Here is a 13,940-nt window from a genome sequence, read left to right as displayed (position 1 = left end):
ACCCGGTTCGTCCTTTCCGATAGGTTCTGCGCAGTCGCGACCAAGGGGGAAGCGGCGCCGAAACCGAAGGGAACGACATGTCTGACAACACCACCCCTCCGCCTCCGCCGCCGCCCGGCTCGGGCCAGGGGGGCGGTTACGGTGCGCCGCCGCCGCCCGGACAGGGTGGTGGGTACGGTGCGCCCCCGCCGGCGCCCAGCTACGAGACGCCCGGTGTTGCGGGGACCCCTCCGCCGAACTACCTCGTGTGGGCGATCCTGTCGACCATCTTCTGCTGCCTCCCGTTCGGCATCGCGTCGATCGTGTTCGCCGCGCAGGTCAACGGCAAGTGGAACTCCGGTGACCGCGCCGGGGCGCAGGACAGCTCGGCCAAGGCGAAGCGCTTCGCGATCATCGCGGCCGTCGTGGGTGTCGTCGTGAACGGCGCCTACGCCGCGTTCGTCCTCCCCAACCTGGGCAACAGCTGACACTGGTCGCATGACCACCTCACTGGCGCAGCGCCCCGTCGCCGCCGAGCCCCGTGCTCGTCGGTACGGGGCGCTGCGCCTGCCCCTGCTGGCCGCGGGCACTGCCGCGGCGGTCCTCGCCACCGTCGGTGCCGTCGACCCGAACCAGCCGGGGCACTACCCCACCTGCCCGTTCCTCGCGGTGACCGGCTACTGGTGCCCGGGCTGCGGGTCGTTGCGGGCGCTGCACGCGCTGGCGCACGGCGACGTCGCGACGGCTGTGGCCCGCAACCCGCTCACCGTGCTCGCGACGGTGGGGCTGCTCGTCGCCTACGTCGTGTGGGTGCGCCGGCTCTGGCAGGGCCGTCCCCGGTCGTGGGTCGCGCCGGCGTGGCTGCTGTACGGCCTGCTCGCCCTCGTCCTGGTCTTCTGGGTCGTGCGCAACCTGCCCGGCATGACCTGGCTCTCCCCGGTCTGATCCGGTTCAGGACTTCGGGACCTCGACCACGACCGTGGACAGGATCTTGTCCGCGAACGTCTGCCGCTTGGGGTCCCACAGCGGCCAGAGGTAGCCGAGGTAGAAGAACTGGTCGAGCGTGTGCGCGATCTCGCGCACGAAGCACATCCCCGCCCCCATCGGCCGGCCGGTGTGCTCCTCGACCAGGCGGATCCCCATGACCTTCTTGCCGATGCTCTGGCCCGTGCGGCCCATCCGGAAGACACGGTTCCACAGCTGGATCGCGATGATGACGACGGCGCCGAGCCCGACGAACGCGATGCCGAGGACCATCAGCCCGGTGTTGGCCGGCTCGGTGCTGGCGTAGGTGCCGGTGGTCGAGTCGAACGAGCTGTCCGGGGCGGCGGCGACGATCAGCGGGATGCCGACCGCGTAGAGCACCAGCCCGGTCATCGACAGCAGCGCGTCGAGCAGCGACGCGGCGACCCGCGTCCCCCAGTTCGCGAGGGGCCCCCACGGCTCGGAGGGCACGGCATACGCGGGGTAGGGCGCAGGCGCCTGGGCGGGCTGGTCGGTCACGGGATCCCCCTGGTCGTCGGACGTCGCGCGCCAGCCTAGCGACCGCCAGGGCCGCTCAGGGGCGGCTCAGGACGGGCTGGGCCGCTCGTCGTCGAACATCGCGAGCACCGGCATCTCGACGGTGTCCACGCCGACGACCGTCGCCTCGTCCGGCTTGCCGGGCAGCACCGTCGCGACGTAGTCGGCGAGGGCGTCCTCGATCGGCACGTCGTGACCGGCGCGCTCGGACATGTACCAGCGGTGCTCGAGAACCTCGTGGAACAGCTCCGCCGGTTCGAGCTTGCCGGCGAGGTCGCGCGGCACCCTGCGGGTGACGGGCTCGTAGATCCTCGCCAGCCAGTCGTGGGCGACGATCTCCTCGTCGTCGTTCTGGCGGTCCGTGCCGGCCCGGTAGGAGTCGAGGTCGTTGAGCAGCCGGCGCGCCTGGTTCTCCTCGACGTCGAGGCCGGTGAGCCGCAGCAGGCGTCGCGAGTGGTGGCCGGCGTCGACGACCTTGGGCTGGATCTGGATGTGCGTGCCGTCGAAGTCGGTCGAGATCGCGAGCTCGTCGACGTCGAAGCCGAGCTCGTTGAGCCGGCGGATGCGCTCGTCCACGCGCCAGCGGTCGCCGCGCTCGAACCGCTCCTGGCCCGTGAGCTCGGCCCACAGCTCGGTGTACCGGGTGACGATCTGGTTGGACGTGTCGACCGGGTCCGCGCCCTCGGGCAGCATGCCGCCGGCCTCGAGGTCCATGAGCTCTCCGGCGATGTTGACGCGCGCGATGTCGAGGTCGTGCTCGCGCTGCCCGTCGGTGAGCGACTGGTGCAGCTCACCGGTCTCCGCGTCGACGAGGTATGCCGCGAACGCCCCGGCGTCGCGCCGGAACAGCGTGTTCGACAGGGACACGTCGCCCCACCAGAACCCGGTCAGGTGCAGGCGGACCAGGAGCACCGCGAGGGCGTCGATGAGGCGGGTCGAGGTGTCCGCACGCAGCGACTGGCTGAACAGCGCGCGGTACGGCAGGGAGAACTGCAGGTGCCGCGTCACCAGGCACGCGTCGAGCGGCTCACCGTCGCGACCCACGCGGCCGCTGACGACGCCGAACGGCTCGACGGTGGGCAGGTCCAGCCGGTCGAGCATCCGGAGCATCTGGTACTCGCGCGTGGCCAGCTCGGTCTTGATCTCCTTGACGGCGAGCACGCGTCCGGAGAGCTTCACGAAGCGGACCACGTGGCGGGAGATGCCGCGGGGGAGTGCGGCGAGGTACTCCTCGGGCCAGGTCTCGAGCGGCAGCTCCCAGGGGAGGTCGAGCAGGGCCGGGTCAGGGCGCGAGGTGGTGATGGACAGGGCCATGGGTGGTCAACCTCCAGGCACGACGCGTGTGGCCGGCCCCCGGGACGGGAGCCGGCCACACGGCATACGGGATCGGGCGGTCAGTCGCCGAGGCGCTCGCCGCTGCTGGCGTCGAACAGGTGCACGTGGCCCGGCTTCGGGGCCAGGAACACGGTCTCGCCCTTGGCCGGGGGGCGGCGGCCGTCGACGCGCGCGATGAACGGGCGCTCGGGCACCTCCGCTCCCGACTCGTCGAAGTCGGCGTGCTGCTTGGCCTTGGTGGAGCCGTAGATGTAGGCGTCGGCACCGAGCTCCTCGACGACGTCGACCGTCACGGGGATGCCCTGGCCCTCAGTCGTCAGCTCGAGGTCCTCGGGCCGGACGCCGAGGGTCACCTGCTTGCCGCTGGAGGAGTCGAGGCGCTCGCGCTCGACCGGGATCTTCGACCCGCCCACCTGGACGCCACCGTCGGTCACGTCGACGTCGAGCAGGTTCATGGCGGGAGACCCGATGAAGCCGGCGACGAAGACGTTGTTGGGGTGGTCGTACATGTGGCGCGGGGTGTCGCACTGCATGAGCAGGCCGTCCTTGAGGACCGCCACGCGGTCGCCCATCGTCATGGCCTCGACCTGGTCGTGGGTGACGTAGACGGTGGTGACGCCGAGGCGGCGCTGCAGCGAGGCAATCTGGGTGCGGGTCTGGACGCGGAGCTTGGCGTCGAGGTTCGACAGCGGCTCGTCCATGAGGAAGACCTGCGGGGACCGGACGATGGCGCGGCCCATGGCCACGCGCTGGCGCTGGCCACCGGAGAGGGCCTTCGGCTTGCGCTCGAGGTACTGCTCGAGGTCGAGGATCTTGGCGGCCTCCTCGACGCGCTTGCGGATCTCGGCCTTGTCGACGCCGGCGATCTTGAGCGCGAAGCCCATGTTGTCGGCCACCGTCATGTGCGGGTAGAGCGCGTAGTTCTGGAACACCATCGCGACGTCGCGGTCCTTGGGGGACATGTTGGTGACGTCGCGGTCGCCGATCCAGATCTTGCCGGCGTTGACCTCCTCGAGACCCGCGAGCATGCGCAGGGAGGTGGACTTGCCGCAGCCGGACGGGCCGACGAGGACGAGGAACTCGCCGTCCTCGATGTCGATGTTGAGCCGGTCGACCGAGGGCTTGTCGTTGCCCGGGTAGAGGCGGGTGGCCTCGTCGAACTTCACAGTTGCCATGGCGTCTTTGCCTTCCTTCACCGGCAGGAACGTGCCGGACGATCCGTTGTAAAGGTGGAGCTCCCGCGGACGTCGGTGTGCGCGGGTGGGCTCAGTCTGACCGACGGCGGCCGTTTTGACCACCGTGCGATCCCGGCGGTCCCGCATGGTGGAAACGTTTACGCACCACGGCGAGCGTCCGTGGGCCGGACGCTTTGCCCGTGTCCCTGAAATTTCTTGCACGGGCTTGCTAGGTTTTGCGCATGAAGGCGAGGTTGGCCGACATCGCGGCACACGCGGAGGTCAGCGAGGCGACGGTCAGCCGGGTGCTCAACGGCAAGCCCGGTGTCAGCGAGACGACCCGCGAGGCGGTGCTCACCTCCCTGGACATCCTCGGCTACGACCGGCCGTCCCGGCTGCGGCGCAAGACCGCCGACCTCGTCGGCCTGGTGGTCCCGGAGCTGACCAACCCGATCTTCCCGGCGTTCGCCCAGATCATCGAGACGGCCCTGGCCCGTCACCAGTTCACCCCGGTCCTGTGCACCCAGACGCCCGGCGGCGTGCACGAGGACGAGTACGTGCAGATGCTCCTCGACCGCGGCGTCGCCGGCATCATCTACGTCTCGGGCCAGCACGCGGACGTGACCACCGACCCCGAGCGCTACACCGCGCTGCGGGAGCGCGGGCTGCCCATCGTGCTGGTCAACGGCTACCACGAGGGGATCGACGCACCGTTCATCTCCAACGACGACGTGGCCTCGATGGACCTCGCGCTGTCCCACCTCGTCCAGCTCGGGCACACGCAGATCGGCCTCGCGGTCGGCCCGGACCGGTTCGTGCCGGTCATCCGCAAGATCGAGGGCTTCCGCCGCTCCATGCGCTCGCTGCTCGGCCGCGACGACGTCGAGGAGCTCATCGAGCGCACGCTGTTCTCCGTCGAGGGCGGCGACACCGCTGCTGCCCGGCTCATGGAGCGGGGGTGCACGGCGGTCGTCTGCGGGTCCGACCTCATGGCCCTCGGTGCGATCCGTGCCGCGCGCCGGGCCGGTCGGCGGGTGCCCGAGGACTTCTCGGTCGTGGGCTACGACGACAGCCCGCTCATCCCGTTCACCGACCCGCCGCTGACGACCGTGCGCCAGAGCGTGCAGGCCATGTCGGAGGCCGCCGTGCGGGCGCTGCTCGACGAGATCGCGGGGGAGCCGGCGCCGCGCGCGGAGTACGTCTTCCGGCCCGAGCTCGTCGTCCGCGGCTCCACGGGGGCAGCGCCCGGCCGCTGAGCGAGGTTCGCCGCGGCCGCCGGGCGGAGGGACCTGTGCGCTCGAGGCATAGGGCCCAGCGCTAGCGGTGGGGGCGCCTCAGCGGGAGCGGCGCAGGTCCGCCAGCATGGCCAGGGCGTCCGCGACGTCCTGGGGTTCCTCGACCCGCCAGCCGGCGGCCGTGTCGCCGTCCCCGACCTTGACGCCCACGTCGCCGTCGGCCAGGCGGGTGAACACGTCCTCGTCGGTGACGTCGTCGCCGAAGTAGACGAGGGCGTCCGCGCCGACGCGGTCCCGGAGGCCGGTGAGGGCGGTCCCCTTGTCGGCGTCGTGCACGCTCATCTCCACGACGTGCTTGCCCTGCATCACGCGGACCCCGTCGTGGCGGGCGGCGACCTCGAGGACCGACTGCTCGGCCGCGGCTGCCGCGTCCGCGTCCATGCCCCGGGTGTGGGCGACGACGGCGCTGGGCTTGGTCTCCAGGCGCACGTCCGGCAGCTGGGCGCGCAGCTGCTCGAGGTCGGCGGTGAGCCGCTCGAGCGTCTCGCGCTCCTCCTCGTCGAGCCCGCCGTCCGCGGCCTCGGCGCTGGACTCGGCGCCGTGGCTGCCGATGAGCGTCACGGCGCCGTCCTCGATCCCGGTCAGCGCGGCGAGGGTGGCGAGGTCGCGCCCGCTCACCACCGCGGCATACGTGTCGGGCGTCCCGGCCAGCACGCGCAGGGACTCCACCGTGCCGGGCAGCGGACGCGAGGTCGACGGGTCGAGGACCAGCGGCGCGAGGACACCGTCGAAGTCGGTGGCGACGACCAGCGAGCCTGCCCGCGCGGCGGCGGTCAGGGCGTCGGCGACAGCAGGGGGGAGGGCCATCAGCGGGCAGCCGAGGGCCGGGTGGCGTTGTGCCGCTCGCGCGCGGTGCGGTCGGCAGCGGCGTGGGCGTCGTCGGCGTGCTGCTCGCGTGCCGTCCGCTGAGGGCGCTCGGGGGCGTTCTCGAGGTTCTCGAGGAAGCGCGCCGCCCAGCGCTGCACGTCGTGGTCGGCCACCCGGCGGCGCATGGCCCGCATGAGCCGGCGCTTCTCCTTGTCGGGCGTCTCGATGGCCCGCATGATCGTCTGCTTGAGCCCGGCGATGTCGTGCGGGTTGACCACGAACGCCTGGTGCAGCTCGTGGAACGCGCCGGTGAACTCGGACAGCACCAGCGCGCCGCCCTCGTCGTACCGGCACGTGACGTACTCCTTGGCCACGAGGTTCATCCCGTCGCGCAGCGGAGTCACGAGGAGGACGTCGGCGGCGAGGTAGAGGGCGGCCATCTCCTCGCGCGGGTAGGAGTGGTGCAGGTAGTGCACCGCCGGGGCCCCGATGCGGCTGAACTCGCCGTTGAGCCGCCCGACCTCGCCCTCGATCTCCTGGCGGAGGGTCTGGTACGCCTCGACGCGCTCGCGGCTCGGCGTGGCCACCTGGACGAAGACCTCGTCCGGGGGTGCGACCTTGTCCTCGGCCAGCAGCTCGCCGTAGGCCTTGATCCGGTGGCCGATGCCCTTGGTGTAGTCGAGCCGGTCGACGCCGAGGATCAGGGTCTTGGGGTTGCCCAGCGACTCGCGGATCTCCTTGGCGCGCACGGCGGTCTCGGGACGCTTGGCGTTCTCCTCCAGGCCGGCGAAGTCGATGGAGATCGGCACGGCGCTCGCCCGCACGCGGCGGGCGTCCTCGGCGCGCGAGACGGCGACGACGTCGCCCTTCGTGGGCAGCCCGAGCAGCTGGCGGCAGGCCCGGACGAAGTTCTGCGCGTCCGCGACCCGCTGGAAGCCGAGGTAGTCCGCGCCCAGCAGGCCCTCGAGGACGGCCTTGCGCCAGGGCAGCTGGGCGAACAGCTCGACCGGCGGGAAGGGGATGTGGTCGAACCAGCCGATGCGGACGTCGGGCCGCAGCTCGCGCACCATCGCCGGCACCAGCTGCAGCTGGTAGTCGTGCACCCACACGGTCGCGCCCTGCTCGGCGACCTCGGCGATCGCCTCGGCGAACCGTCGGTTCACACGCTCGTACGCGGCATACCACTGGCGGTGGAAGGACGCCGGGACGATGACGTCGTGGTAGATCGGCCACAGGGTGTCGTTGCTGAAGCCCTCGTAGTACTCGGCGACCTCCTCCGCGGACAGCGGGACGGGGCGCAGGTACATGCCGTGCTCGGTGAACGGCTCCGGGGCGTCACCGGCCTCGCCGGCCCAGCCGACCCAGGCGCCGTCGCGACCCTTCATGACCGACTCCATCGCGGTCACCAGGCCGCCGGGGCTGGTCCGCCAGGAGGAGGTGCCGTCGGGCTCCACGACCCGGTCCACGGGCAGTCGGTTGGCAGCGACCACCAGGTCGAAGGTCTTGCGGCTGCGGGGCACGGCACTCAACTCCACGGGGTCGTCATCGGCTGCGTCCACCCTATGCGGCTTCCCCTAGCGGTCGCTCGTGGCGCAGGGCTACCGTCTGGGCATGAGGATCTCGGATGTGGTGCGCCGCAAGGGTGACGATGTCGTCACCATCCGTCCCGACGAGACCGTGGAGCGGCTCCTGCAGCTCCTCGCCGACCACCGCATCGGTGCCGTCGTCGTGAGCGAGGACGGCGAGAGCGTCGCCGGCATCGTGAGCGAGCGTGACGTGGTGCGGCACCTGCACAGCGACGGCCCGGACGTGGTCAGGTCCGCGATCTCCGCGATCATGACGGCCGACGTCACCACCTGCGACCCTGACACCCCCATCGAGGACCTCGCCCGCACGATGACCGACAAGCGCATCCGGCACGTCCCCGTGGTCGTCGACGGCCGGCTGCACGCGATCGTGAGCATCGGCGACATCGTCAAGAACCGGATCGACGAGCTGCAGGCCGAGCGAGACCAGCTCGTCGGGTACATCCAGCAGTAGCCCGCCCCCGCACAGCGGGGTCGGCAGCGTCCGGCGGTGCCGGCGCCCAGCCGCAGCCTCACGGAAACCTCCGGCCCGGTCCCTTACCGTAGGGAGGTGACCACCGAGGCCATCCAGGGGAGCGACGGCGGCCGCGGGCTGCCCGACCAGACCCGCATCGGCCCCTACCGCGTCATCTCCCAGCTCGGCGAGGGCGGCATGGGCGTCGTGCACCTCGCGCTGGACCCCCACGGCAGGGCGGTGGCCCTCAAGCTGCTGCGCCCCCACGTCGCGCACGATCGCGACGCGCGGGCCCGGCTGGCTCGAGAGGTCGACGTGCTGCGGCGGATCGAGGACCCGCGGGTGGCGACCGTCATCGACGCCGACCTCGACGGCGAGCGGCCGTTCCTCGTCACCCGCTACGTGCCCGGGCCCCCACTCGACGAGGTCGTCCGCGACCACGGGCCGGTGCAGGGCGAGCAGCTGCTGCAGCTCGGGCGGGGTCTGGCCGAGGCGCTCGACGCGATCCACTCGGCCGACGTCATCCACCGCGACCTCAAGCCCGGCAACGTCCTCATGCTCGACGACGAGCCGGTCCTCATCGACTTCGGGATCGCCCACGTGGCCGACGACGTCCGCATCACGATGACCGGACTCGTCATGGGCACGCCCGGCTACCTGTCGCCCGAGGTCGTCGAGGGCGCCCCGGTCACCGAGGCGACCGACTGGTGGGGCTGGGCGGCGACCCTCGCGTTCGCCGCCAGTGGCGCACCGCCGTTCGGCCGCGGGCCGATGGACCTCGTCCTGTCGCGGGTGAGCCGGGGCGAGGCCGACCTCTCCGGCGTGGGCCCGCGGCTGGCGCCGCTGCTGCACGCCGCGCTGTCGCCGGTGCCGCGCGAGCGCCCCGACATCGATGAGGTCCTCGACGCACTCGAGCGGTACGCCTCCGGCCAGCCGGTCACCGAGGCGCTGCCCGAGCCGGTCCGCGGGACCCAGGTGCTCGAGCAGCGCCCGACGTCGCGCTGGGAGCGCCCCGAGGTCGCGCCGGGTGCAGCCCTGCCTGGTGCCGCGGCCGGTCACACGGGCGAGCCGGTGGCCGCTCCGCGCTTCCAGCCCCCGGCGCAGCCGACGGGGCAGTGGTACCAGGGGAACGTCGACCCGCAGCAGCAGGCCTGGGACGAGCCGGCCGACCTCGTGCCGTGGGGCGAGGACCAGGAGGTCTCCGACTGGCAGGCCGCCTGGCAGGGCGGCCCGGGTGAGCCCGACCCGCGCATCGACCGTCCCCAGCGGACCGGCACGCTCCTCGCCATGCTCGTGGCCGTCGTCGCCGCGACCGCGGTCTTCCCCGTCGTCGCCGGCGTCGTCGCGATCCTCTGGTCCTGGGCCGCCCGCACCGCCGACCGGTCCGTCACCTCGCTCGTCGTGCGCCGCTACCACCATGGCCGCCGGCGCTCCGACGTGCCGCTCGCGGTCGTGGCGAGCCCGTGGCACGTCGTCGTCGGCGCCGTGGCGACCATGGTCAGCGCCCTGCTACCGCTCGTCGTGGGGGTGTGCGCGGTCTTCAGCGCCGCGCTGGCGACGGTCGCCGTCGTCGGCGGCTCACCCCAGCCGGAGTCGGCCCTGCCCCTCGCGGTCGGCGGTGCGCTCGCGGCCCTGATGGCGTGGTGGGGTCCCGGCGGGTCGGGCCTGCGCCGCGGCTCCCGCAGCATCGTCCGCGGTGTCAGCCGTGGCCCCCGGGCCACCCAGGTGGTCGTCGCCCTGTCGCTCGTCGTCGCGGCCGGGTGCGCGCTGTGGAGCCTGCAGCACGCGGGCCAGCCCGACTGGTGGCCCACGCAGTCGCCGACCGGGCTGCTGCCGAGCGGGGTCGCGCTCCGCTGATGACCGACGGGACACGTCCGGCGCGCCCGCGCCGGCCCGCGTTGCGGCACAGCCGGATCTGGCGGGGCGAGGAGGTCACCGAGACCATCTCGATGGTCGACTCGCTGCGCCACACGCCCTACCGCAACGCCCGGGTGCGCCAGGCGGTCGCCGAGGAGCGCGAGGCCCGCGCGTCGCTCGACCTGGCCCTGCGGGTCGGCGAGCTGATGCTGCGGTGCGGTGCCGGGGCGCCCCAGGTGGAGGCGTCGGTCGTGGCGGTCGCGGCGGCGGCCGGGCTCGACAACCTCGAGGTCGACATCACCCTGCAGTCGCTCCTGGTGCAGTGCACCTCGCCGTCCGGGGTGCCGCTGACGATGCTGCGCGTGGTCCGCTCCTCGACCCGCGACTTCGCCCGGCTGGCCGCGGTGCACGAGTTCGTGGAGAACCTCGTCGCCGGCAGCTACGACCGGGAGGCCGCAGCCGCGCGGCTGCGCGAGATCCGCCGGGCCCCGCGCTTCTGGCCGCGGTGGGCCGTGCGCGGCGCCCTCGGCGTGCTGGCCGCCGCCATCGCCGTGATGCTCGGTGCCGGGCCGATGGCCGCCGTCGTCGCCGGGGGTGCGGGCCTGCTCGTCGGGTATGCCGCGCGCTCGCTGGCGCACGCCGGCCTCCCGGACTTCTACCAGTGCGCGGTCGGCGGGTTCCTGGCGACCGCCGTGGCGTGGGGGGCCTTCAGCCTGGGTGCGGTCGGCTGGGTGCCGGTGTCGTCGACCGAGTTCGCGTACGTCGTCGCGGGCGGGATCACCGTCCTCCTGCCGGGGCGGACGGTGGCCTCGGCGTTCGAGGACGCCATCTCCGGGTACTCGGTGACCGGTGCCGGCCGCATGTTCGGCGTCTTCCTCACGACCGCCGGCATCATCCTCGGGGTGGCCACCGGACTGGCCGTGACGCTGGCGATCACGCACGCCCTCGACCTGCGGCTGGTCAACCCCTCCATCGTCTCCACCCGGCAGTACTCCGCCCCCGTCGTCACCGCGGTGGCCGGCGCCTTCGTGGTCGGGCTCTCCGGGGCGCTGTCGCTGCGCAGCCGCCGGGGCCTGGTCGCCTGGGCCGGTGTGCTGTGCGCGGTGGCCGGGATCGTCTCGCTGCTCGTCAGCAAGGTCGACGGACTGGGGCAGCTGGCCGCGGCGGGCGCGGCCGCGACGGTCCTGGGTGCGCTCGGCCGGCTGCTGGGGCAGTGGCTTGGCGCGCCCGCGATGGTGCTGGTCGTGCCGGCGTCGTACGGCCTGCTGCCCGGCCTGGCGATCTTCCGCGGGCTCTACGAGATGGTGAACGGCTCCAAGGTCGACTCCGGCACGCTGTCGCTGCAGGGAGGCCTCACCACGCTGCTCGGGGCGATGGCCGTGCTGCTCGCGATCGCCGCCGGGAGCGTCCTCGGGGACTACCTGGGCGCCCCGTTCGACCGGCGAATCGTCCAGAAAAGGCGTGTCCGGTCCAGATAAGTCATCAGCCGTTCGGCTGATATGCCGCCATCGGCTTGTGACCGTCCCGTGACCTATCTACCTTGGACGAGTGCGCCTCCCGGCGCCCGCCACAACTGCACACGGCATACCCACACAGCAACCGCACCCCCACCGCGCCGAACCTCGTCAGGTGGGGGTCCCGCCGGGCACCAGCCCGGGCACGACGAGGGCGGGGGAACCACCTCGGTCGTCACGGCGGCCTCGGGGTGAAGCCGGCTCCGGCCGGCCGGGCACCTGACGGCCCGAACCCGACAGCTCACCTCGAAGGCGCAGGTCAGGAAGGACCCCCCGCCACGATGTTCTACGCCCCGAAGCACTCTGCCCGTAAGCCCAAGCCGATCCGCCGCCGCGTCGCCGGTGTCGCCGTCGCCGGTGCCGCCACCGTCGCCGGTGGTGTCGCGACCGCGGGTTCCTCCTCCGCTGCCGGTTCCGTCTGGGACCGCGTCGCCGCCTGTGAGAGCGGTGGCAACTGGCACATCAACACCGGCAACGGCTACTACGGTGGCCTGCAGTTCTCCTCCGGCACCTGGAGCGCCTACGGCGGCGGCCGGTACGCCTCGCGCGCCGACCTCGCCAGCAAGAGCGAGCAGATCACCGTCGCCCAGCGCGTCCTCGCCTCCCAGGGCCCCGGCGCCTGGCCCACCTGCGGCGCGCGTGCCGGCCTGACCCGCGCCAACGGTGGCGCGGTCACCGCGGGCTCGACGTCGTCGTCCGACCGGACGGTGTCCCGGTCCGCGGTGCGCACCGCCCCGGCCCGCCACGCAGCCCCGGCCGGCAAGCTCGCCGTCGACGGCATCCGCGGCCCGAAGACCAACGCCGCCATCGAGCGCTGGGTGGGTGCCCGGGTCGACGGCAACCTCGACCGCGCCGACGCCCGCGCCCTGCAGCGCAAGGTCGGCTCGGCCCCCGACGGCGTGATCGGCCCGAAGACGGTCCGCGCGCTGCAGACCAAGATCGGTGCCCGCCACAACGGCTCGCACACGCTGGACCGCGCCACGGTCCGCGCGCTGCAGACGTACCTCAACAACCACTGAGCCGCGGTCCCGCCTGGGGGTGGGACGGCCGTGCAGTGCCCACCAGAGGGCCCGCGCCTCGTGCGCGGGCCCTCTGGCACGTGCAGAGGGTGTGCCGTGCCGCCGGTACGATCGTCGCCGTCCGCCTCGCGGGCACGCCGGTGTGGCGCAATCGGTAGCGCACCTGTCTTGTAAACAGGGGGTTGTGGGTTCGAGTCCCATCGCCGGCTCTCTGACCAGCACAAACACCTCAGGCCCCCTCACCTGAGGCCGCAGATCCATCACTTTGCCCCACGCTTTGAGGTTCGCGGTGGGGGTCGGCCGCCTCGAGCGCCGCTACGACGCGGGGGTCTACGGCGCCCCGCCCGAGGTAGACGTCCTGGGTCATCGAGACCCGCGAGTGACCCAACTGGTCGGCGATCATCCGGGCCGTGATGCCCGATCCGTCGAGCACGCTGGCCGTGGTCTTGCGCCAGGTGTGGGTCGTGACCCACTCCATCCCGTTCGCCTCGCGGACCTGGAAGAGCCACCGGCTGACGGTTCGGGGCTCGCGGAATCCGCCGTCGATCGTGCCGAAGACCGGCTCCTCCGGACCCACTCCGATCGCCGCCCGGCGTCGGAGCATCGCCACGCACCACGTCGGCAGAACGAGGACCCGCTGGCCGGCATCCGTCTTCGTCGGCTTGCGGATCAACCCCCGGCCGGTCACGCGGAGCAGGGTGGAGGTGACCTCGACGGTCCCGTGGAGCAGGTTGACCTCCGACCACACGACGGCCAGCACCTCCCCAATGCGCAGACCCGTCGCGAGCATGAACGCGCACAGGTCCGGCAGGTCCCGGCTCGCTGCCTTCGGGTCCCGAGCGATTGCCAGGAACCATGCCGCCCGCTCCTCTTCCGTCAGTGCCCGAGGACGGCGGCGAGGCGTCGACTTGAGCCGGCGCACCTCCCGCGTCGGGTTGAACCGGATCGCACCTTCACGAACCGCTCGACCCATGGCCCCTGAGATGACCGCGCGTGCCGTGCGAGCCGTCGCCGCCCCCACCCGTTCGTGCAGATCGACGAGGAAGCGGTCTACGACGGGAGTGGTCACCTGGGTCAGCCGCAGCGCGCCAAGGCCGGGGGAGACGTGCCCTTCCCACTGGCGACGGTAGGTCTGCAGTGTCCCCGGGGACCGCTGGCCCATCCGCTCCAGCTGCTCGAGGTCGGCCATCCACTGACGGATCGCCTCGTCGAGCGTGTCGCGGCCGGTCAGGGCGGAGGTCGCCGTGGCAGTCAGCTCGTCCAGCGCCATGGACACGGCCCGCTGCGCTGCGGCGCTGGACGAACCCCAGCGTTCGACCTGCCGCAGCCGACCATCGGTCCCGCGGTACCGAACCCGGCTCCGGAAGCGCACCGCGCCATCCGCCTCGACCCGCACGG

Annotated in this window: 13 protein-coding genes, 1 tRNA gene and 1 riboswitch; of the genes, 8 read left to right on the top strand and 6 right to left on the bottom strand. The window is 72.6% G+C overall.

All coding sequences use genetic code 11. The annotated features are described in order from the left end of the window. Positions 1 to 77: 77 nt before the first annotated feature. Positions 78 to 467 carry a CD225/dispanin family protein gene (locus tag J2X64_RS06135; RefSeq protein WP_310151069.1) on the top strand — a complete coding sequence of 130 codons (390 nt, stop codon included), beginning with the start codon at positions 78 to 80 and terminating at the stop codon, positions 465 to 467. Positions 468 to 477: 10 nt separating this feature from the next. After that, complete coding sequence (locus J2X64_RS06130) at positions 478 to 924, top strand: DUF2752 domain-containing protein (protein WP_310151066.1); 447 nt, start codon at positions 478 to 480, stop codon at positions 922 to 924. 6 nt (positions 925 to 930) lie between these two features. Here the strand turns inward: J2X64_RS06130 and J2X64_RS06125 are convergent, their stop codons facing one another. From J2X64_RS06125 to J2X64_RS06115, 3 genes are all read right to left on the bottom strand, one after another. Beyond that, on the bottom strand, positions 931 to 1,482 hold the full coding sequence (locus J2X64_RS06125) for an RDD family protein (RefSeq protein WP_310151061.1): 552 nt from the start codon (positions 1,480 to 1,482) through the stop codon (positions 931 to 933). A gap of 66 nt (positions 1,483 to 1,548) precedes the next feature. Continuing rightward, positions 1,549 to 2,814, bottom strand: a complete 1,266-nt coding sequence (locus J2X64_RS06120; RefSeq protein WP_310151059.1) for a DUF4032 domain-containing protein — start codon at positions 2,812 to 2,814, stop codon at positions 1,549 to 1,551. An 80-nt stretch (positions 2,815 to 2,894) separates the two neighbouring features. Continuing rightward, entirely contained in the window at positions 2,895 to 4,010 is a 1,116-nt protein-coding gene (locus tag J2X64_RS06115; protein ID WP_310151056.1) for a sn-glycerol-3-phosphate ABC transporter ATP-binding protein UgpC, read from the bottom strand. A 242-nt stretch (positions 4,011 to 4,252) separates the two neighbouring features. Here J2X64_RS06115 and J2X64_RS06110 point away from each other — a divergent pair, with 242 nt between their 5' ends. Then, positions 4,253 to 5,266, top strand: a complete 1,014-nt coding sequence (locus J2X64_RS06110) for a LacI family DNA-binding transcriptional regulator (protein ID WP_310151054.1) — start codon at positions 4,253 to 4,255, stop codon at positions 5,264 to 5,266. Positions 5,267 to 5,344: 78 nt separating this feature from the next. On the opposite strand, the gene otsB is transcribed toward J2X64_RS06110, so the two are convergent. Both otsB and J2X64_RS06100 read right to left on the bottom strand, forming a co-directional pair. Then, entirely contained in the window at positions 5,345 to 6,112 is a 768-nt protein-coding gene (gene otsB, locus J2X64_RS06105; protein ID WP_310151051.1) for a trehalose-phosphatase, read from the bottom strand. Continuing rightward, positions 6,112 to 7,632, bottom strand: coding sequence for a trehalose-6-phosphate synthase (locus J2X64_RS06100; RefSeq protein ID WP_310153143.1), 1,521 nt, complete (start codon positions 7,630 to 7,632; stop codon positions 6,112 to 6,114). The genes otsB and J2X64_RS06100 overlap by 1 nt, the downstream gene beginning before the upstream one ends. Before the next feature lie 91 nt (positions 7,633 to 7,723). Here J2X64_RS06100 and J2X64_RS06095 point away from each other — a divergent pair, with 91 nt between their 5' ends. The 5 genes from J2X64_RS06095 (at position 7,724) to J2X64_RS06075 (ending at position 12,751) form a co-directional block, all read left to right on the top strand. After that, complete coding sequence (locus tag J2X64_RS06095; protein ID WP_310151048.1) at positions 7,724 to 8,152, top strand: CBS domain-containing protein; 429 nt, start codon at positions 7,724 to 7,726, stop codon at positions 8,150 to 8,152. 96 nt (positions 8,153 to 8,248) lie between these two features. Then, positions 8,249 to 10,009 (top strand): protein kinase domain-containing protein, encoded by a 1,761-nt coding sequence (locus tag J2X64_RS06090; protein ID WP_310151046.1) that lies wholly within the window; start codon positions 8,249 to 8,251, stop codon positions 10,007 to 10,009. Next, the gene (locus J2X64_RS06085; protein ID WP_310151044.1) at positions 10,009 to 11,487 is read left to right on the top strand and encodes a threonine/serine exporter family protein; all 1,479 of its coding nucleotides are present in this window, start codon (positions 10,009 to 10,011) and stop codon (positions 11,485 to 11,487) included. The genes J2X64_RS06090 and J2X64_RS06085 overlap by 1 nt, the downstream gene beginning before the upstream one ends. A 191-nt stretch (positions 11,488 to 11,678) precedes the next feature. After that, a riboswitch (cyclic di-AMP (ydaO/yuaA leader) is annotated at positions 11,679 to 11,772 on the top strand. Between the two features lie 32 nt (positions 11,773 to 11,804). Continuing rightward, on the top strand, positions 11,805 to 12,542 hold the full coding sequence (locus J2X64_RS06080; RefSeq protein ID WP_310151040.1) for a transglycosylase family protein: 738 nt from the start codon (positions 11,805 to 11,807) through the stop codon (positions 12,540 to 12,542). Positions 12,543 to 12,678: 136 nt separating this feature from the next. Further along, positions 12,679 to 12,751, top strand: a tRNA-Thr gene (locus J2X64_RS06075). Between the two features lie 20 nt (positions 12,752 to 12,771). On the opposite strand, the gene J2X64_RS06070 is transcribed toward J2X64_RS06075, so the two are convergent. Next, complete coding sequence (locus J2X64_RS06070) at positions 12,772 to 13,938, bottom strand: site-specific integrase (RefSeq protein WP_310151038.1); 1,167 nt, start codon at positions 13,936 to 13,938, stop codon at positions 12,772 to 12,774. Positions 13,939 to 13,940: the final 2 nt, after the last annotated feature.

The organism is Phycicoccus sp. 3266 (assembly GCF_031456495.1).
Taxonomy (GTDB): Bacteria; Actinomycetota; Actinomycetes; order Actinomycetales; family Dermatophilaceae; genus Pedococcus.
Note: the sequence above shows the minus strand (reverse complement) of the source record. Positions and strands in the feature narration are given on the sequence as shown.